Source organism: Streptomyces sp. TOM-9 (genome assembly GCF_056858595.1).
This window is the reverse complement of the sequence record NZ_JBXEQB010000001.1, coordinates 4,789,219-4,806,824: the sequence shown is the minus strand read 5'-3', so window position 1 is coordinate 4,806,824 and position 17,606 is coordinate 4,789,219. Positions and strand designations below refer to the sequence as shown.

At 73.6% G+C, this 17,606-nt stretch carries 20 protein-coding genes; 12 read left to right on the top strand and 8 right to left on the bottom strand.

The window, feature by feature from the left end; genetic code table 11:
* Nucleotides 1–111 precede the first annotated feature (111 nt).
* From AC1VWI_RS22325 to AC1VWI_RS22310, 4 genes are read right to left on the bottom strand one after another with little or no spacing between them, the layout of a single operon-like run.
* Nucleotides 112–1,197 carry an ABC transporter ATP-binding protein gene (locus AC1VWI_RS22325; protein WP_499512790.1) on the bottom strand — a complete coding sequence of 362 codons (1,086 nt, stop codon included), beginning with the start codon at nucleotides 1,195–1,197 and terminating at the stop codon, nucleotides 112–114.
* Complete coding sequence (modB, locus tag AC1VWI_RS22320) at nucleotides 1,194–2,048, bottom strand: molybdate ABC transporter permease subunit (RefSeq protein WP_499512789.1); 855 nt, start codon at nucleotides 2,046–2,048, stop codon at nucleotides 1,194–1,196. The genes AC1VWI_RS22325 and modB overlap by 4 nt, the downstream gene beginning before the upstream one ends.
* Nucleotides 2,045–2,872, bottom strand: coding sequence for a molybdate ABC transporter substrate-binding protein (gene modA / locus AC1VWI_RS22315; protein WP_499512788.1), 828 nt, complete (start codon nucleotides 2,870–2,872; stop codon nucleotides 2,045–2,047). The genes modB and modA overlap by 4 nt, the downstream gene beginning before the upstream one ends.
* 23 nt (nucleotides 2,873–2,895) lie before the next feature.
* Nucleotides 2,896–3,282 (bottom strand): TOBE domain-containing protein, encoded by a 387-nt coding sequence (locus AC1VWI_RS22310; protein WP_499512787.1) that lies wholly within the window; start codon nucleotides 3,280–3,282, stop codon nucleotides 2,896–2,898.
* Between the two features lie 139 nt (nucleotides 3,283–3,421).
* Between AC1VWI_RS22310 and AC1VWI_RS22305 the strand changes: the two genes are divergently transcribed.
* The 6 genes from AC1VWI_RS22305 to AC1VWI_RS22280 all read left to right on the top strand — a co-directional run bounded on the left by AC1VWI_RS22305 (nucleotide 3,422) and on the right by AC1VWI_RS22280 (nucleotide 8,133).
* Nucleotides 3,422–3,919: a molybdopterin-dependent oxidoreductase gene (locus tag AC1VWI_RS22305; protein WP_499512786.1), complete on the top strand. Its 498-nt coding sequence runs from the start codon at nucleotides 3,422–3,424 to the stop codon at nucleotides 3,917–3,919.
* Nucleotides 3,920–3,940: 21 nt separating this feature from the next.
* Complete coding sequence (locus AC1VWI_RS22300; protein ID WP_499512785.1) at nucleotides 3,941–4,345, top strand: pyrophosphohydrolase domain-containing protein; 405 nt, start codon at nucleotides 3,941–3,943, stop codon at nucleotides 4,343–4,345.
* 31 nt (nucleotides 4,346–4,376) lie between these two features.
* The gene (locus AC1VWI_RS22295) at nucleotides 4,377–5,309 is read left to right on the top strand and encodes a LysR family transcriptional regulator (RefSeq protein WP_499512784.1); all 933 of its coding nucleotides are present in this window, start codon (nucleotides 4,377–4,379) and stop codon (nucleotides 5,307–5,309) included.
* Nucleotides 5,310–5,421: 112 nt separating this feature from the next.
* The gene (locus AC1VWI_RS22290; protein ID WP_499512783.1) at nucleotides 5,422–6,582 is read left to right on the top strand and encodes an NAD-dependent formate dehydrogenase; all 1,161 of its coding nucleotides are present in this window, start codon (nucleotides 5,422–5,424) and stop codon (nucleotides 6,580–6,582) included.
* A gap of 117 nt (nucleotides 6,583–6,699) precedes the next feature.
* The gene (locus AC1VWI_RS22285) at nucleotides 6,700–7,098 is read left to right on the top strand and encodes a DnaJ family domain-containing protein (protein WP_499512782.1); all 399 of its coding nucleotides are present in this window, start codon (nucleotides 6,700–6,702) and stop codon (nucleotides 7,096–7,098) included.
* A 144-nt stretch (nucleotides 7,099–7,242) separates the two neighbouring features.
* Nucleotides 7,243–8,133, top strand: coding sequence for a YhjD/YihY/BrkB family envelope integrity protein (locus AC1VWI_RS22280; protein WP_499512781.1), 891 nt, complete (start codon nucleotides 7,243–7,245; stop codon nucleotides 8,131–8,133).
* On the opposite strand, the gene AC1VWI_RS22275 is transcribed toward AC1VWI_RS22280, so the two are convergent.
* Nucleotides 8,103–8,531, bottom strand: coding sequence for a DUF7144 family membrane protein (locus AC1VWI_RS22275; RefSeq protein ID WP_499512780.1), 429 nt, complete (start codon nucleotides 8,529–8,531; stop codon nucleotides 8,103–8,105). The genes AC1VWI_RS22280 and AC1VWI_RS22275 overlap by 31 nt on opposite strands.
* Before the next feature lie 26 nt (nucleotides 8,532–8,557).
* The gene (locus AC1VWI_RS22270) at nucleotides 8,558–9,043 is read right to left on the bottom strand and encodes an FxLYD domain-containing protein (RefSeq protein WP_499512779.1); all 486 of its coding nucleotides are present in this window, start codon (nucleotides 9,041–9,043) and stop codon (nucleotides 8,558–8,560) included.
* 96 nt (nucleotides 9,044–9,139) lie between these two features.
* Here AC1VWI_RS22270 and AC1VWI_RS22265 point away from each other — a divergent pair, with 96 nt between their 5' ends.
* From AC1VWI_RS22265 to AC1VWI_RS22240, 6 genes are all read left to right on the top strand, one after another.
* Complete coding sequence (locus AC1VWI_RS22265) at nucleotides 9,140–10,435, top strand: hypothetical protein (RefSeq protein ID WP_499512778.1); 1,296 nt, start codon at nucleotides 9,140–9,142, stop codon at nucleotides 10,433–10,435.
* 117 nt (nucleotides 10,436–10,552) lie between these two features.
* Complete coding sequence (locus tag AC1VWI_RS22260) at nucleotides 10,553–12,367, top strand: APC family permease (protein ID WP_499512777.1); 1,815 nt, start codon at nucleotides 10,553–10,555, stop codon at nucleotides 12,365–12,367.
* A gap of 98 nt (nucleotides 12,368–12,465) precedes the next feature.
* Nucleotides 12,466–13,194: a response regulator transcription factor gene (locus AC1VWI_RS22255; protein WP_499512776.1), complete on the top strand. Its 729-nt coding sequence runs from the start codon at nucleotides 12,466–12,468 to the stop codon at nucleotides 13,192–13,194.
* A complete protein-coding gene (locus AC1VWI_RS22250) occupies nucleotides 13,191–14,687 on the top strand; it encodes a sensor histidine kinase (protein WP_499512775.1) in 1,497 nt (498 codons plus the stop codon). Before AC1VWI_RS22255 ends, AC1VWI_RS22250 begins: the two co-directional genes overlap by 4 nt.
* A 47-nt stretch (nucleotides 14,688–14,734) precedes the next feature.
* On the top strand, nucleotides 14,735–15,133 hold the full coding sequence (locus tag AC1VWI_RS22245) for a hypothetical protein (protein WP_499512774.1): 399 nt from the start codon (nucleotides 14,735–14,737) through the stop codon (nucleotides 15,131–15,133).
* Entirely contained in the window at nucleotides 15,130–15,342 is a 213-nt protein-coding gene (locus tag AC1VWI_RS22240; RefSeq protein WP_499512773.1) for a hypothetical protein, read from the top strand. Before AC1VWI_RS22245 ends, AC1VWI_RS22240 begins: the two co-directional genes overlap by 4 nt.
* Here AC1VWI_RS22240 and AC1VWI_RS22235 read toward each other — a convergent pair whose 3' ends face one another.
* Together AC1VWI_RS22235 and AC1VWI_RS22230 are read right to left on the bottom strand one after the other, a co-directional pair.
* Complete coding sequence (locus AC1VWI_RS22235) at nucleotides 15,343–16,287, bottom strand: ribose-phosphate diphosphokinase (protein WP_499512772.1); 945 nt, start codon at nucleotides 16,285–16,287, stop codon at nucleotides 15,343–15,345. It abuts the gene before it with no gap.
* A 301-nt stretch (nucleotides 16,288–16,588) separates the two neighbouring features.
* Complete coding sequence (locus AC1VWI_RS22230; protein ID WP_499509175.1) at nucleotides 16,589–17,572, bottom strand: IS481 family transposase; 984 nt, start codon at nucleotides 17,570–17,572, stop codon at nucleotides 16,589–16,591.
* Nucleotides 17,573–17,606: the final 34 nt, after the last annotated feature.

The window sequence follows — 17,606 nt, the reverse complement described above, 5'->3', positions numbered from 1 at the left end:
CTGCGCGGGGTGCCGCGGGGGCTTCTTGTCGTCCTCTTGTCGCCGGGCGGCGCACCCCTGACGCCGCCCTGACCCGCCGGTCCCGACCCGGCGGCCCTGACCCGCGGGGGTTCAGGCCGGATAGGCGTGCGCCTGGGCCGCCTTGACGGTGGCCCACACCTCGGCGCCGGGGTGCAGCCCGAGTTCGGCGGTGGCCACCGTGGTGAGGTCGGCGGCGAGCGGGAGTTCGCCCTGGACGTCGACGCGGATCTGGTCGCCGTGCGACTCGAGGCCCGCGACCCGGCCGTGCCACAGGTTCCGGGCGCTGGAGCCGGTGGGGCGGTCCCGGTGGAGGGTGACGGCGCCGGGCGGGAAGGCCACGAAGGCCGGACCGGAGAGTTCCTCGGTGGTGGTGATGGCCGGTCCGCCGTCGATTCGTACGGTGTGCCCCTCGGCGCGGCCCCGGTAGAGGTTGAGGCCGACGAGGTGCGCGATGTAGTCGGTGCGCGGGCGGCGGGCGATCTCGGCGGGGGTGCCCTCCTGGACGGAGCCGCCGTGCTCGATGACCACCAGCCGGTCGGCCAGCACCATGGCGTCCAGCGGGTCGTGCGTGACCAGGACGGCCACCGCCTCGAAGTCGGCCAGGTGGCGGCGGAGCTGGGAGCGGATGTCCAGGCGGGTGCGGGCGTCGAGCGCGGCCAGCGGCTCGTCCAGGAGCAGCAGGCGGGGCCGGGTGGCCAGCGCCCGGGCGAGGGCGACGCGCTGCGCCTGGCCGCCGGAGAGCCGGCGGGGCCGGGCGGCGGCGTGCTCGGCCAGGCCCATCCGCTCCAGCCACGCGGCGGCCTCGGCGCGGGCCCGCGCCTTGGGCACGCCGTGGCAGCGCGGGCCGAAGGCGACGTTGTCCAGCGCGGACAGGTGCGGGAAGAGCAGGTAGTCCTGGAAGACCACGCCCACCGGGCGGGTCTCGGGGGGCGTGCCGTCCAGGGCGGCGCCGTCCAGCCGCAGGTGGCCGGCGGTGAGCGGGGTCAGCCCGGCCAGGGCCCGCAGCGCGGTGGTCTTGCCCGCGCCGTTGGGCCCGAGCAGGGCGAGCACCTCGCCGGGGGCGGCGGTGAGCGTCACGTCGAGGCGGAAGGCGCCGCGGTCGACGACCAGCCGGGCGTCCAGGCCCTCGGGGGCCGGGCTGCCGGAGGTCGCGGGTGCTTTGTCCAGGGAGGTCATGGCGTGGTCATCCAGCGGTCGCGCAGCCCGGCCAGGACGGCGATCGAGACGGCGAGCAGCACCAGGCTGAGCGCGATGGCGGCGGCCGGGTCGCTCTGCAGGGCGAGGTAGACGGCGAGCGGCATCGTCTGCGTACGGCCGGGGAAGTTGCCCGCGAAGGTGATGGTGGCACCGAACTCGCCGAGCGCCCGTGCCCAGGCCAGGACGGCCCCGGCGGCGATGCCCGGGGCGATCAGCGGCAGCGTCACCCGGCGGAAGGCGGTGAAGCGGGAGGCGCCGAGGGTGGTGGCGGCCTCCTCGTAGCGCGGGTCGGCGGCCCGCAGGGTGCCCTCGACGCTGATGACCAGGAACGGCATCGCGACGAAGGCCTCCGCGACGACGACGCCCGCCGTGGTGAAGGGCAGCGTCACCCCGAACCACTGGTCCAGCCACCGCCCGGCGATGCCGTTGCGGCCCAGCGCCAGCAGCAGCGCGACACCGCCGACGACGGGCGGCAGCACCAGGGGCAGCGTCACCAGGGCGCGCAGCAGCCGGCGCCCGGGGAACTCGGTGCGGGCCAGCAGCCAGGCCAGGGGCACGCCCAGCACCAGGGTCACCGCGGTGGCGAGGGTGGCGCAGATCAGGGAGAGCCGCAGCGCCTGCCACACCCCGGGACTGGTGAGCTGCGCGGGCAGTTCGCTCCACGGGGTGCGGACCAGCAGTCCGGCGAGCGGCAGCACCAGGAAGACGAGACCGAGCAGGGCCGGCAGCAGCAGCGGCAGGGGCACCGGGGAACGGTGACCCTGCCGGCGGCCGGCGCGGCGCGGCCGGGACTCCAGGAGTTCGGGCGCGCCGCCGCGGTGGTCGGTCACGGCTTGAGGAAGCCCGCCTCGCTCAGCACCTTCGCGCCCTGGTCGGACCGGACGAAGGCGATGAAGGCCTCGGCGGCCCCGGCGTTGGGCGCGTCCTTGAGCAGGACGATCGGGTAGTCGTTGACGGCACCGGCGGACTCGGGGAACTCCACGCCCTCCACCTTGCCGGCGGCGGCCTTCACATCGGTCTTGTAGACCACGGAGGCGTCGACCTCCTTCAGCTCCACCTTCGTCAGGGCGCTCTTGACGTCCTGCTCGTAGGAGACCGGGGTGAGCTTCAGGCCGGCGCCGTCCAGCGCCTTCTGCGCCGCGGCGCCGCAGGGCACCTCCTTGGCGCACAGGGCGACTTTCATCCCGGACTTGGTGAGGTCCTTGAGGGACGCGACGTCCTTGGGGTTGCCCGGGACGACCGCGATCTCCAGCTGGTTGCGCACGAAGGTCGCGGGCGCGCCGGCCGCGTCCTTGGCGTCGGTGACGATCTGCATGGTCTTGGGGGAGGCGGCGGCGAAGACGTCGGCGGGGGCACCGGAGGTGATGCTGGCGGCGAGCGCGTCGCTGCCGCCGAAGTTGAAGGAGACCTTGGTGCCGGGGTGGGCCGCCTCGAACTCCTTGCCCAGTTCGGTGAAGCTCTCCTTGAGGGAGGCGGCGGCGAAGACGGTGACCGTGCCCTTCAGGTCGCCCGCGGAGGACGTGCCCGCCGAGGGCGAGGACGACGCGGAGGCGCCGGCGGAGTCGTCCGAGGAGGAACAGGCGCTCAGGGCCAGCAGCGCCGCGGTGCCTCCGACGGCCAGCTGAAGGGTCCGGCGGTGCGTGGGACGGGTCATCACAGGGCTGCTCCTCCGAGTCTTCACGGTCTCTCGACGACCACGTTGGTCGACTTGATGACGGCGACCGCCGGGACGCCGGGCTCGAGCTTCAGCTCCTCGGCCGACTCCCGGCTGATCATGGACACCACGCGGAACGGGCCGGCCTGGATCTCCACCTGCGCGGAGACGTCGCCGAGGATCACCTCGGTGACGATGCCCGCGAAGCGGTTGCGGGCCGAGGAGCCGGTGTGCTCGCGTTCGGTGCGGTTGAACTCCCGGGCGAAGGCGGCCAGATCGGGGCCCTCGATGATGCGCCGGCCCTGCTCGTCGCGCTCCGCCCGCAGCCGCCCGGCATCGACCCAGCGCCTGAGGGTGTCGGCGCTCACGCCCATGACTGCGGCCGCCTCGCCGATCCGGTAGGTGTGCATGACTCGATCATAGTGACGCAGATGCGAGCGGGAAGCCCCTTGTCGGATTGCATCAGCCGGATAACGGCGCATGGAGGGTTGCATGTGCGTTTCCACGACCGCCGTGCGTGGGTACGGTGATCGGGGGAGGTGGAAGCCCGTGACCGTGTCCGTTCCCGCGCCGCCGCCGGGGCTCGCCGGCTTCAGGCTGAGCGGCGACCTGGCCCGCCCCGCGCCGCTCACGGTGCCCGACCTGCGCGCCTGGCCCCAGCACACGGCCCGGGTGAGCTTCGAGTGCCAGACCAGCGGTGTGCAGCACCACCGTTTCGAGGGCCCGTTGCTCCACGAGGTGCTGTGCTCGGCCGGTCCCGGCTTCGACCCCGGCCGACGCAAGGACCGGTTGCGCTTCCTCATCGCCGTGACCGGGGCGGACGGTCACCACGCCTTGCTGTCCTGGGCCGAGATCGACCCGGACTTCGGGCACGCCCCCGTGCTGCTGGCCACCCGTATCGACGGCGCCCCGCTGGACGCGTGCGGCCCGCAACTGGTGCTGCCCCAGGACCGCTGCGGGGCCCGGCACATCAGCGGCATCACCGCCATCCGGGTGGACGGGGGCTACGGCGGCGGCCCGGCGGCGGGCAGCGACCGGGGCCTCTGAGCGGGCACTACGATCGGCGGAATGCGATCCTCCCCCGCCGGCCTGGTCCGTGAGTTCCACACCGCCTTCGGCCTCGACGTCCGCCCCCGTCCGACCGAGATCACGCCCGAGCACGCGGCGCACCGTCAGGACCTGCTCGCCGAGGAGGTGGCCGAGGTCGCCGAGGCCGCCGGGACCGGTCCCCTGGACCACCTCGCGCACGAACTGGCCGACGTGGTCTACGTCGCGTACGGCACCGCGCTGGTGCACGGCATCGACCTGGACGAGGTCATCGCGGAGATCCACCGCGCCAACATGAGCAAGCTGGGCCCCGACGGCCGGCCCACCCTGCGGGCCGACGGCAAGGTGCTCAAGGGCGAGCACTACCGGGCGCCCGACGTCGCGGCGGTGCTGCGCGCCCAGGGCTGGACGCCCGCCGGGGAGTAACGCGGCGGCGCGGCGTGTGCGACCGTGAGCCATGCTGCTTCGCCAACTGGAGTACCTGGTGGCCCTCGCCAGGGAACGGCACTTCGCCCGCGCCGCCGACGCCTGCTTCGTCTCGCAGCCCTCGCTGTCGGCCGGCATCCGCAAGCTGGAACGCGAGCTGGACGTGCCGATCGTGCGGCGGGGCCGGCGCTTCGAGGGGCTGACCCCGGAGGGCGAACGCGTGCTGCTGTGGGCGCACCGCATCCTGGCCGAACGGGACGCGCTGCAGCAGGAACTCTCCGAGATGCGCGGCGGGCTGGCCGGCACGCTGCGGCTCGGCGCGATACCCACGGCGCTGACCGCCGCGTCCCTGCTGACGACGCCGTTCTGCGAGCGTCACCCGGGGGTGCGGGTCAGCCTGGAGTCGCTGTCCTCACGGGAGATCAGCGACCGGCTCGCGGAGTTCGAGCTCGACGCGGCGATGACGTACCTGGACGACGACGCCCTGCGCCATGTGCGCCGCTTCCCGCTCTACGAGGAGCGTTACCTGCTGCTCACCCCCGCGGACGCGCCGCCGGCCGGGCTGCCGGTGGCGGGTTGGGCGCAGGCGGCCGCGCTGCCGCTGTGCCTGCTGTCGTCGCGGATGCGCAACCGCCGGATCATGGACGAGTGCTTCGCGGCGGACGGGGTCACCGCGTCACCGGCCGTCGAGACCGACTCGGTCGCCGGGCTGTACGCGCACCTGGCGGGCTCGGGCGGGCGCTGGTCGAGCGTCATCTCCCACGCCTGGCTGCACATGTTCGGGGTGCCCGCGGGGATGCGCGTGGTGCCGCTGGAGGGGCCCGCGCACGGTCCCCGGGTGGGGCTGGTGATCGCGGACCGGCGGCCCGAACCGGTGCTGGCCAGGGCCCTGCTGGCGGTCGCCCGGCAGGCGCGGGTGCGGGACGCGCTGGACGCGCTGGTGGAGGCGCACCTGGGCGGCTGATAGCGCCGCGCTATCACGCCATAGCGACGTTCGCTTTGACCCCCCGGCGGCCGGGCCGCGACCGTGAAGTGACCTTCCGCAGCGTCCACTTCACGGATGAGGAGCCGCAGTCATGGCAAAGGTGCTGTGCGTCCTGTACGACGACCCGGCCGACGGTTACCCGACCACGTACGCCCGCGACGACCTGCCGCGCATCGACCACTACCCCGGCGGCCAGACCACCCCCACGCCGCAGGCGACCGACTTCACCCCCGGCGCGCTTCTGGGCAGCGTCTCCGGCGAACTCGGCCTGCGCCGCTTCCTGGAGGAGCGCGGCCACACCCTGGTCGTCACCTCCGACAAGGACGGTGACGGATCGGTCTTCGACCGCGAGCTGGCCGACGCCGACGTGGTCATCTCCCAGCCCTTCTGGCCGGCCTACCTGACGCCCGGGCGCATCGCCGCGGCCAAGAACCTGAAGCTGGCCGTCACGGCGGGCATCGGCTCGGACCACGTCGACCTGGACGCGGCCGTCGCGCGCGGCATCACCGTCGCCGAGGTCACCTACTGCAACAGCATCAGCGTCGCCGAGCACGTGGTGATGATGACGCTGTCGCTGGTGCGCAACTACCTGCCCTCGCACCGGGTCGTCCTGGACGGCGGCTGGAACATCGCCGACTGCGTGGCCCGCTCCTACGACCTGGAGGGCATGCACGTCGGCACGGTCGCGGCGGGCCGGATCGGGCTTGCGGTGCTGCGCCGGCTGGCGCCCTTCGACGTGAAGCTGCACTACACCGACCGGCACCGGCTCCCGGAGTCCGTGGAGCAGGAGCTCGGGCTGACCTGGCACGAGAGCGCCGCGGACATGGTGCCGCACTGCGACGTCGTGACCGTCAACGCCCCGCTCCACCCCGAGACCGAGGGCCTCTTCGACGACAAGCTGATCGACACCATGAAGCGCGGCGCCTACCTCATCAACACCGCACGGGCGCTGATCGTCGACCAGGACGCCGTCGGCAGGGCCCTGCGGGACGGACGGCTGGCGGGCTACGCGGGCGACGTCTGGTACCCGCAGCCGGCGCCCGCCGACCACCCCTGGCGCACCATGCCGCACCACGGGATGACCCCGCACATCTCCGGTTCCTCGCTGTCGGCGCAGGCCCGGTACGCGGCGGGCACCCGCGAGATCCTGGAGTGCTGGCTGGACGGCAGGCCGATCCGGGACGAGTACCTGATCGTCGCGGGCGGGGCGCTGGCGGGTACGGGGGCGCACTCGTACTCCATCAGCGGCTGACCGGTCCCGGGCCGCCGACCCGCAGGGTGCGCGGGCCGGCGGCCCGGCCGGCGTGCAGGCCGCCCCCGCCCACCCCGCCCTTCCCGCCCCGGGCCGGCGGGAGGGAGAATCGACCCCATGACGGAGCGCAAGCCACCGGGCGTCCCCTTCGAGTCCTGGGTCGACAAGCAGATCCGGGAGGCGGCGGAGCGCGGCGCCTTCGACAACCTGCCCGGCGCGGGCAAGCCGCTGGCCGGTCTGGACCGGCCCTACGACGAGCTGTGGTGGATCAGGGAGAAGATGGCCCGTGAGGGGCTGTCCCACCTCCCGGCCAGCCTCAGGCTGCGCAAGGAGGTGGAGGACGCGATGGACGCCGCCTCCCGTGCCCCCTCGGAACCCGAGGTGCGCCGGATCGTCGAGGAGGTCAACGACAAGATCCGCACGGGTCTGCGCACCCCCATGGACGGTCCGCCGCTCAACCTCGTCCCGTACGAGGTGGAGGACGTCGTCGCGCGGTGGCGCGCGGAGCGGGGCTGAGGGCGCGCCTCGGGCGCCCGCCCGCCGGTGGCCCGGGGCGCGGACAACTCGCTGCGGCCCGCTTCCGGTTCGCCCGGGCGGTCGGCGGGCCGGCGCCGGCGCTCCCCGGTTGCGGGGCCCGGCGGGCTGAAAAATAGTCGGACTGTGAAAGGGCGGCCACGGGTCAGGTTCCCGGAGGGGCTCCGTGCGTGGTTCGCGGACCTGCCGGGGCGGGCGCGCGCCCTGCGGGCCGACACGGAGCGGCGGTTCCCCATCATCACCCGGCTCGCCGCCCGGCTGCTGAGCGTCAACGTGCTGGACGCCGCCACCCGGCTGGCCGCCCAGGCCTTCCTGACCGCCGTGCCGCTGCTGTTCGTCATCGCGTCCCTCGCGCCGGAGGGCGTGCGCAAGGAACTCCTCGACTCGCTGGTGCGGGTGCTGGGGCTCTCCGGTCCAGCCCGTGACCAGTTGCGCTCGGTCTACGAGTCCGATCCCGGGAACCTCCGGGGGACGGTGGGTGTGGTGGGCACCCTGATGGCCCTGCTGTCGGCGACGGCCTGCAGCCGGGCGATGCAGCGGGTGTGCGAACGTGCCTGGCACCTGCCGAAGTCGGCGGCGCGGATCGCGGCCTGGCGCTGGTTCGCCTGGGTGTGCGCGGCGCTGCTCTACCTGGCGGTCCAGGGGCCGCTGCGGGAGGGCTTCGGCGTCGGCCGCTGGCTCGGCGTCCCGCTGTCCCTGGTGAGCGCGGTGGGCCTCTGGTGGTGGACCCAGCACCTGCTGCTGGGCGGCCGGATCGGATGGTGGCCGCTGCTGCCGGGTGCGCTGCTCACCGCGGTGGTCCTGGAGACGGCCGTCTTCGCCGCGCCGCTGTACGTGCCGACGGCGCTCAACCGCAGCCTGCAGACGTACGGCTCGCTGGGCTCGGTGTTCACCCTGCTGTCCGGGCTGATCGCGTTGTGCGTCGTGGCGACGGTGTGCCTCACCGTGGGCGCGGTGTTCCACGGCGACCAGCCCGGGGGCGGCGGTCAGGCGGCCGGTGAGCGCTCCGGCCGGTAGTGGGCGAGCGCCCAGATGATGAAGATGTCGAGCGCGATCAGGATGACCGACCAGAACGGCAGGTAGGGCAGGTACAGGAAGTTCACGATGATGCCCAGGCCCGCCAGGACGACACCCATGATGCGTGACCAGAGCGCGGCGCCGCTGAGCAGCCCGGTTCCGGTGACCACCAGGAGCACTCCGAGGACCAGGTGGATCCATCCCCACCCGGTCAGGCTGAACTTGTAGACGTAAGTGCCGACGCGCGCGTACACGTTGTCGGCGGCGATCCCCGAGATGCCCTGGAAGATCGCCAGGACACCGTCGACCAGCAACAGGACGCCGGCGAAGGTGACCCCGCCGCTGACCCAACCGTTGCGGTGGTTGCCGGTCCTCGGTGTCGTGCCGGTGGCTGCCATGGCTGCCTCCTCGCGGTGATGGTGCTTCAGTGCCGCAGCGCCCGTTCCACCTGGGCCTTGACCGTGCCCGTCAGGTCGCGGTTGCTGCGTACCGTGGCCTGCCCGGACTTCTGCGGGGCCACGTCGGCGACGTTGACCACGGCGGCGTCGAGGAGGTTCCCGCTGGCGTCGCGGAAGGTCACCTCGACGGTGTAGGTGGCCTGCTTGTCGCCGCTGTTGGTGGCCGTGACCTTGGTGGTGGCCTTGCCGCCCTCGACGGTCACGGGGTCGAGCTTGACGTCGTCCTTCGCGTTGACGCCGTTCTTGATCTTCGCCAGCTGGGACTGCGCGGCGGCGGTCGCCGAGGCGACGGCCTCCGCGCCCTCGGACACCAGCGAGGACGCGGCGGACGCGGCCTTCGACGCCTTCTCGGCGGGGGTGCTGTCGTTGTCCGAGCAGGCGCTCGCGGTGAACGCGACGGTGGACAGTACGACCGCCGCGCACACCGCGCGGCCCCGGTACGGCCTCGTCATTGCCTACCTCCACAGACTCATGCGCCTCAAATGGCACATAACTCACCATACGTATTAAATTGCCGTGTCGCGTGGTGAAGGAGAGGCGGCGGTGGCATGGCGGATTCAGCGCCCCAGAGGCGTGACGATCTCGCCGAACTGCGTGCCCGGCTGTCGGCACTGGAGGCGCGGGAGACCGTTCCCGCAAACGCCGGACCGCAAGCCCCGCCGCCGCTCCGACGACGGCCCGTGCGGGCCTTCTTCTCCGCCCTGTTCATCGTCGTGGCCTGCGTCCTGGTGCCGCTGAGCGCGCTGGCGGTCTGGGTCGACTCCGAGATCGGGGACACCGACCGCTACGTCGCCACCGTGGCGCCCCTGGCGAGCGACCCCGCCGTCCAGAACGCCGCCGCCAACCGCATCACGTCCGTCGTGATGCAGCAGATCGACGTCAAGAGCCTGCTGGACGAGGTCGCCCCGCAGGACCGCCCCCGCCTGGACGAACTGCTGGGCCGCGTCTCCGGCCCCCTGACCAGCGGCATCCAGAGCCTGGTGCACTCGACGGCGGACAAGGTCGTGCGCAGCGACACCTTCGAGAAGGCCTGGACCGACGCCAACCGCAGGATCCACGAGTCGCTGGACAAGGCGCTGACCGGCCAGGGAGGCGGCGCGGTCAAGCTCACCAACGACACCGTGGCCATCGACCTCGCCCCGGTCATCGACCGGGTCAAGCAGCGGCTGGTCGACGCGGGCCTGACGATCGCCGCGAAGATCCCCGAGATCCACACCGACTTCACCGTCGTCCGCTCCGACAAGATCGGCAAGATCAGGACCGCCTTCCGGCTCCTGCAGCTCGCCGGTCTCTGGCTGCCGATCGTCGCCGTCGTCCTCGCGGCCGCGGGTGTGCTGCTCGCCGTCCGCAGGCGGCGCGCCCTGGTCGCGGCCGCGCTGGGCTTCGCGGCCGCCGCCCTCGTGCTCGGTGCGGCGCTGACCGTCTTCCGGGCGATCTACCTCGACGCGCTGCCCGCGAGCGTCGACCAGCAGGCCGCGGGGACGGTCTACGACACCCTGATCCGCTTCCTGCGCGGGACTGTCCGCGCCGTGTTCGTGCTGGGCGTCGTCGTCGCGCTGGGCGCCTGGCTGAGCGGGCCCGGGCGGTACGCCCGCCGCACCCGCGGGGTGTGGGAGTCCGTGCTGGGCGGCGCGGGGGACGCGGCGCACCGGGTGGGGCTGCGGACCGGTCCCGTCGGCCCCTGGCTCGTCCGCCACAAGCTGCTGGTCGGCTGGATCGTCGTCGCCGCCGCGGCCCTCGCGCTCGCCTTCTGGTCCTACCCGACCGGCTGGGTCGTCCTGGGGCTGGCCCTCGCCGTCGTGTTCGTCCTCGCCGCCGTGGAGTTCCTGGCCCGGCCCGACTGACCGCTCACCCGATCGGCCGCCCCGCGCTGCGCAGGGATGGCCGCCGCCGGAGGCTGACGGGAGGGCCCGCCGGCGGAGGAGACCAGCCATGAGCCAGACGCAGCCGGCGGGCGGGCGATGACCTTCGGCCTGGCACGCGGCCAGGAGCGGCCCAGGGTGCCGCTGCGGCACGGCGAGGGGGACCGCTCCCTGCTCACCAGCGTCCAGGGGCTCGCCGCGCTCTCGCTGGACGCCCTCAGCTCGGTGGCGTACGGCCCCGAGGCCATCGTCCTCGTGCTGATCGCCGCCGGCACCGCGGCCCTGACCGTGACGCTGCCCGTCATGCTGGTCATCGCGGGGCTGCTGGTCGTCCTGGTCATCTCGTACGGGCAGGTCATCGCGGTGCACCCGGACGGCGGCGGCTCCTACGCCGTGGCCAAGAAGGACCTCGGGAGGCGGGTGAGCCTGCTGGCGGCGGGCAGTCTGGTCGTCGACTACGTGCTCACCGTCGCGGTCAGCCTGGCCGCCGGCGCCGCCAGCCTCGCCTCGGCGTTCCCCTCGCTCACCCCCTACCTGCTGGAGATCTGCCTGGGCGGGCTGGCCCTGCTCACCCTGGTGAACCTGCGTGGCGTCGCCGACAGCGCGCGGGTGCTGATGCTGCCCGCCGCGCTGTTCGTCCTGTCCATCGCAGGGATCGTCGTCGCCGGCCTGCTGCGCGACCACCCCGCGGCCGTCGTCGGCACCCCGCAGCCCGTCCACGTCACCGAGGCGCTGAGCGTCCTGCTGGTGCTGAAGGCCTTCTCCTCCGGCTGCTCCGCCCTGACCGGGGTGGAGGCCATCGCCAACGCCGTGCCCTCCTTCCGGCCGCCCAAGGTGCGCCGCGCCCAGCGCACGGAACTGATGCTCGGCGCGCTGCTGGGGCTGATGCTGATCGGGCTGGCGTTCCTCATCCGCCGGGACGAGGTCGCCCCGCGCGGCGGCGTGACCTTGCTGGCCCAGCTGACCGCGGGTTCCTTCGGCACCGGGTGGCCGTACTACGCCAGCAACCTCCTGGTCACCCTCGTCCTCGGGCTGGCCGCGAACACCAGCTTCGGCGGTCTGCCGGTCCTGATGAGCCTGCTCGCCCGGGACAACCGGCTGCCCCACGTGTTCGGGCTGCGCGCCGAGCGGCCCGTCTACCGCTACGGCGTGGTCGCCCTGGCCGTGGTGGCGGCGCTGCTGATCACCGCCGTCGACGCGCAGACGCAACGGCTCATCCCGCTCTACGCCATCGGGGTGTTCACCGGCTTCACCATCAGCCAGACCGGGCTCGTCCGGCACTGGGCGGGGGCACGCCCGCGCGGCTGGGTGCCGCGTGCGGCGCTCAACGGGCTGGGGGCCCTGCTGACCGCGCTGGCCGGGGTGATCCTGGTGACCACCAAGTTCACCGAGGGCGCGTGGATGGTCGTCGTCGTGGTGCCCCTGCTGATGCTGCTCTTCGCCCGCATCGAGCACTACTACGCGGAGGTCGGCAGGGAACTCGGCCTCGGCACCGTCCCCGACCGGCCGCGGCGCACCAACAGCCTGGTCATCGTGCCACTCGGCGGGGTCAGCAGACTCGCCCGGCACGCGCTGACCGCCGCCATCGCCCTCGGCGACGAGGTCGTCGCGGTGACCGTCGAGCCCGACCAGGCCAAGGCGCGCGACCTGCTCGACACGTGGGCCCGCTGGCAGCCCGGCGTCCGCCTCGACGTCATCGAGAGCCCGCACCGCTCACTGGTGCTGCCGATCCTCTCCTACGTCCGCCGCATGTCGCAGGACGGCCGGCAGATCGCCGTCCTCATCCCCGAGATCCAGCCGCGCCACGCCCGGTACCGCATCCTGCAGAACCAGCGCGGCATCCTCCTCGCCACGATCCTGCGCGCCCGCACCGACGCCGTCGTCTGCCTCCTGCCGTACCGGCTGGACATCTGACCCGGCGCCCGCCCCGGGGACGGTGACCCGGGCGGCGCCGGTGCCGCCCGCGCCCGGGGCCTGCTCGTGGTCGGGTGGTTGGGCCTACCATCGCGGCCGTGAGAACCGATGCGCACACGGGCGGCCGGGTCCTGGTCGCCGACGACGACGCGGCCATACGCCGGTCGCTGCAGCGGGGGCTGCGGCTGGACGGCTTCTCGGTGAGCCTGGCCGACGGCGGCAGGGCCGCGCTCGCCGCCGTACGCGAGGGGGCGCCGGACGTGGTGGTGCTCGACATCTCGATGCCCGACCTCAGCGGGATCGAGGTGTGCCGCGCGCTGCGTGAGGAGGACAACGACGTCCCCGTCCTGATGCTCTCCGCCCTGGACGAGGCGGCCGACCGGGTCGCCGGGCTCCAGGCGGGCGGGGACGACTACCTGGTCAAGCCGTTCGCGCTGCAGGAACTGGTGCTGCGGCTGCGGGCGCTGCTGCGCCGCCGCCCCCCTGCCGCGGGCGGGCGGGTGCGCGCCGGGGGCCTGCTGGTCGACCCCGCGACGCGGGAGGCCCGGCTGGACGGGGAGCCCCTGGCGCTGACCCGGCGGGAGTTCGAGCTGCTGGAGGTCTTCGCGCGCAACGCCGGGCTGGTGCTCACCCGCGACCAGTTGCTGGACCGGGTCTGGGGCTACGACTTCGACGTGCGCACGGACGCCGTGGACACCTTCGTCAGCTATCTGCGGCGCAAGATGGAGGCGGGCGGGCGGCCGCGGATCCTGCACACGGTGCGCGGCGTCGGCTTCGTCCTGCGGGACGACCGGGTGGACCGGGACGACCGGGGTGACCGGTCGTGAGGCTCTCCACGCGGGTGGCGCTCGCCGTGGGCGTGGTCGTCCCGCTGCTCGTCCTCGCCTCCGGGGCGCTGCTGATCCGGCTGGTCGCCGCCGACCTGCACGCCCAGCAGGACGCCCATCTGCGCGAGCGCGCCACAGCCGTCGCGGCGGACGCCAAGGCCCTGCTGCGGGCCACCGCCGCGGACCGTCCGGCCGCCGAACAGGCCCGCACCCGCAGGCTGTTCAGCTCCGCCCTCGACGTGGGGATCCGGCTGACCGGTCCCGAGGGCACAGTGTCGGGCGGCCCCCAGCCGGACGCGTCGGCGCCGCTGCCCGCCCGTGCGTCCGCACCGGTCACGATCCGGGCCGGGGGTGCCCGCTGGCGCGTGCTGTCGGTACCGGTGAACGGCGGCCGCAAGGGGGTCCAGGGCACCTTGTGGCTGTTCTCGCCGGACGCCGCCACGAAGACCCAGCTGCAGCAGGTGCGCCGCCGGGTGGTGACGGTGGCGTTGCTGGCCGCCCCCGTGTCCGGGCTGCTGGCCTGGGCCGCGGCGGGCCGCGCCGTCCGCCCGTTGCGCCGGCTCCAGCAGCGCGCGAGCGGCCTCGACCCGCGCGTCAGCGCCGTACGCCTGGACCACACCCCGGCCCGGATCACCGAGGTCGACGACCTGGCGCACACGCTGCAGACCGTGCTCGCCCGCTACGACGAGCAAGCCGCCAGGACCGGCGAGGCGCTCGCCACCGCCCGCTCGTTCGCCGCGGTCGCCTCCCACGAGCTGCGCAACCCGCTGATGAGCATGGGCACCAACCTCGACATCCTCGCCGGCCACCCCGGCCTGCCGGACGACGAACGCCAGGAGGTCGTGGACGACCTGCGCGCCGAACACGCCCGCGTGCTGGGCCTGCTGGTCATGCTGCGCGCCCTGGCCCAGGGCGACCTCGTCGAGGAGGACGCCTTCGGCCCGGTCGACGCGGCCGAACTCGTCGACGCCTCCGCGGCCGGCCTGAGGCGCCGCCACCCCGAGGCGCGGGTCGAGGTGACGGCCGTGCCCGGCCTCCTCGTCCACGGCTGGGAGCAGGGGCTGCGCTCGATGACGGACAACCTGCTGGCCAACGCCGCCGTCCACGGCCGCGCTCCGGGAGGGCGGCCCGACGTGGAGGTGCTGCTGCGGCGCAGCCGCGACGAACGGGCTCCGGCCGTCGTCCTCACCGTCGACGACCACGGCCCCGGCATCCCGCCCGGGGCACGGGCGGCCGTCTTCGCCCGCTTCCACCGGCGTCCGGACAGCCCCGGTTCCGGGCTCGGACTGACCCTGGTCGCCCAGCAGATCGCGCTGCACCGGGGGACGATCGCCGTACTGGACCGGCCTGACGGCACGCCCGGCACCCGTTTCGAGGTGCGGCTCCCGCTCAGCGGCGTCCGCGACCCGGAACCGACCCTGCCGCTGCCGCGCCGCGACTGGCTGTCGGAACGTTCCGGGGAGCCACAAGGTTTCCACAAAGACGGTCCCTAGCTTCCGTGGTGAAGGCGCTCCGCGCTTCCGACCCGAGGGAGGACCTCATGCGAGCCCGCACCACCGTCGTGGCCCTGGCCACCGTCGTCACCCTGCTGGGCCTCGCCGGCCCGGCCACCGCCGACAGCGGCGGCAGCCCGTCCCCGGCCGCCGCGCCCACCGGGGACGGCGCCAAGGGCCTGTGCAAGCGCGCCGGGAAGATCGACGCGCGCATCGACCGGGCGCTCAAGCGGCTGAACGGGCCGGTCACCCGGCGCGGCTCGGTCGAGCGGCTGGAGAAGCGGGTCGCAGGCGCCAAGGCCGCGGGGCACGAGGAGATCGCGACCTACCTCAACGACCGGCTGACCTTCCGCACGTCCCTCGTGCCGACCCTGGAGAAGCGCCGCACCGACCTCGCGCGGGTCCGCAGCTGGTGCGCCTCCCACGACAACGGGGCCGCCTCGTGACCCGCCGCCTCGCGGCACTGGCCGTGGCCGCCGCATTCTGCGCGGGGCTGCTCACCGCCTGCGGCCCGTCCGGCGGTTCCGCCTCGGCCCCGACCGCCCCGGCGGCTCCGGAGGCCCCGGCGGCTCCGTCCGGTTTCTCCCGCATCGTCGACGACGCGGAGAGCGCGGCCGCCGCGGCGGACGCCGACGCGGCGCGCGGGGACGGCTGATCAGGCCGGGTCGAACAGGGCGCTGACCGACTCGCCGTCGTGGATCCGCCGTACGGCCTCGGCCAGGGCGGGCGCCACGGAGAGCACCCGCAGCTTCTCGGTGTGCTGCTCCTCCGGCACGGGCACCGTGTTGGTGCACACGATCTCCAGCACGTCCGGCTGCTCCGACAGGCGCTTGAGGGCGCCCGCCGCGAACAGGCCGTGCGTGCAGGCGACGCGGACCGAACGGGCGCCGAGCTCCCGCAGCCGCGCCAGCAGTTCCAGGACCGTGCTGCCCTTGGCGATCTCGTCGTCCAGGACGATCACGTCCCGGCCGGCGACCTCGCCGATCACCGATCCGATGCTGACCCGGTCGTCGGCGAACCGCTGCTTGGCCCCGGCCGCGACCTGCACCCCCAGCATCCGGGCGAAGGCGGCCGCCTCCTTGGCGTTGCCCAGGTCCGGGGAGACGACCGTGGTGCGCGACAGGTCGTTGCCGCGGAAGTGGGCGGCCAGCTCGCGCAGCGCGTGCAGGTGGTCGACGGGGACACTGAAGAAGCCGTGCACCTGCGGGGAGTGCAGGGTCATGGTGAGCACCCGGCTCGCGCCCGCCGCCACCAGCAGGTCCGCCACGAGACGCCCCCCGATCGAGATCCGGGGGGCGTCCTTCTTGTCCGAGCGCGCGTAGGCGTAGTGCGGCATGACGACGGTGATCCGGCCGGCGGAGGCGCCCCGTGCGGCGTCGCACATCAGCAGCAGCTCCACCAGGTGCTCCTGGACCGGGGCGACCAGCGGCTGGATCAGGAAGACGTCCCGTTCACGGCAGTTGGCCTGCAACTGCACTTCCAGGCAGTCGTTGGCGAAGCGGCTGACGCGCGCCGGGCTGAGCGACACGCCCAGATGGGCGCAGAGCTCCGAGGCCAGTCGAGGGTGGGCACTGCCGCTGAAGACCGCGATGTCGCGCACGGGGTCATCCTAGGCCGCGTCGTCAAATGAACTCCCCCAGCTCCGCTGGGGGTGCCCCCACCGCCCGAAGGGCGGGCCCAGCGGCTCCCCCAGCTTCGCTGGGAGGTGCCCCCAGGTGCGGTGCATCGCAAGGCGGAGATTCGTCCTCGTAGTGGGCTACTCGGACGATTCGACAACTCCCCCGGGCCGAAGGCTGAGGGAGTGCCGTGGCTGGGGGCACCTGCCAGCGCCAGCTGGGGGAGCGTCGCGGGGTGGGGGCACCCCCGGCCGAAGGTTGGGGGCGGGCATGTGACGACGCGGCCTAGGTGTATTGACCCGCAGCGTTGTTGACGCGGCTGATTGGGGGCTTGCCTCCGAGTGCGGTGTGGCAGCGATGGTGGTTGTAGGTGTGGAGGAAGTCTGCCAGGGCTTTGGTGCGCTCTGCGTTTGAGGTGTAGGGCCGTAGGTAGGCCCATTCTTCGAGCAGGGTGCGGTTGAAGCGTTCGACCTTGCCGTTCGTCTGTGGCCGGTAGGGCCGGGTGCGTTTGTGGGTGATTCCGGCCGCGACGAGGGTGTCTCGCCAGGCCTTGGATTTGTAGCAGGAGCCGTTGTCGGTCAGGACACGCTCGACGGTGATCCCGTGGGCGGTGAAGAAGACTTGCGCCCGTTGCCAGAAGGCGATGGCGGTGTCCTTGCGCTCGTCGGGCAGGACCTCGCTGTAGGCCAGGCGGGAGTGGTCGTCGATGGCGGAATGGATGTAGCTGTAGCCGATCACCGGCGTGCAGTTCTGCCGCTGGGTGGTGGTGGCTTGCCGGTTTCGGTCTCCCGCGGCCCTGCCCACGGTGCGCCAGCCGCCTCCGTCCGGGATGTTGCCCAGTTTCTTGATGTCGACATGGACCAGCTCGCCCGGCCGGGCCCGTTCATAGCGGCGGATCGGCTCGCCGGTGGGTCGGTCGATCCAGGCCAGCCGGTGCAGGCCGTGCCGGGTCAGGATCCGGTGAACTGTCGAGGCCGGCATCCCGAGGATCGGCCCGATCCGTGCCGGGCCGAGCTTACGAGTGGTCCGCAGGTGACAGACCCGGGCCTCCATGGCGGCCGGTGTGCGGTGAGGGACGGTGTGCGGCCTGCTCACACGGTCGTGCAGGCCGGCGTCGCCCTCGGCCCGCCAGCGGCGGACCCACTTGTGCGCCGTGGCGCGCGAGATGCCCATCTCCGCCGCGACATGAGCGACCGGGCGACCCGCGCACACACGCTCGACCAGCAGCCGCCTGCCGTGCACGGTCAGGCGGGCATTACGGTGGGACACGAAGACCTCCGGTGCGGTGCAGTCCTAGACAGCT

What these genes read in the sequence shown, in the direction of transcription:
- AC1VWI_RS22325 (WP_499512790.1), bottom strand. Translation starts at nt 1,197, where the DNA reads ATGACCTCCCTGGACAAAGCACCCGCGACCTCCGGCAGCCCGGCCCCC.
- modA (WP_499512788.1), bottom strand. Translation starts at nt 2,872, where the DNA reads ATGACCCGTCCCACGCACCGCCGGACCCTTCAGCTGGCCGTCGGAGGC.
- AC1VWI_RS22310 (WP_499512787.1), bottom strand. Translation starts at nt 3,282, where the DNA reads ATGCACACCTACCGGATCGGCGAGGCGGCCGCAGTCATGGGCGTGAGC.
- AC1VWI_RS22300 (WP_499512785.1), top strand. Translation starts at nt 3,941, where the DNA reads ATGCGATCCTCCCCCGCCGGCCTGGTCCGTGAGTTCCACACCGCCTTC.
- AC1VWI_RS22295 (WP_499512784.1), top strand. Translation starts at nt 4,377, where the DNA reads ATGCTGCTTCGCCAACTGGAGTACCTGGTGGCCCTCGCCAGGGAACGG.
- AC1VWI_RS22290 (WP_499512783.1), top strand. Translation starts at nt 5,422, where the DNA reads ATGGCAAAGGTGCTGTGCGTCCTGTACGACGACCCGGCCGACGGTTAC.
- AC1VWI_RS22285 (WP_499512782.1), top strand. Translation starts at nt 6,700, where the DNA reads ATGACGGAGCGCAAGCCACCGGGCGTCCCCTTCGAGTCCTGGGTCGAC.
- AC1VWI_RS22275 (WP_499512780.1), bottom strand. Translation starts at nt 8,531, where the DNA reads ATGGCAGCCACCGGCACGACACCGAGGACCGGCAACCACCGCAACGGT.
- AC1VWI_RS22270 (WP_499512779.1), bottom strand. Translation starts at nt 9,043, where the DNA reads ATGACGAGGCCGTACCGGGGCCGCGCGGTGTGCGCGGCGGTCGTACTG.
- AC1VWI_RS22265 (WP_499512778.1), top strand. Translation starts at nt 9,140, where the DNA reads ATGGCGGATTCAGCGCCCCAGAGGCGTGACGATCTCGCCGAACTGCGT.
- AC1VWI_RS22260 (WP_499512777.1), top strand. Translation starts at nt 10,553, where the DNA reads ATGACCTTCGGCCTGGCACGCGGCCAGGAGCGGCCCAGGGTGCCGCTG.
- AC1VWI_RS22245 (WP_499512774.1), top strand. Translation starts at nt 14,735, where the DNA reads ATGCGAGCCCGCACCACCGTCGTGGCCCTGGCCACCGTCGTCACCCTG.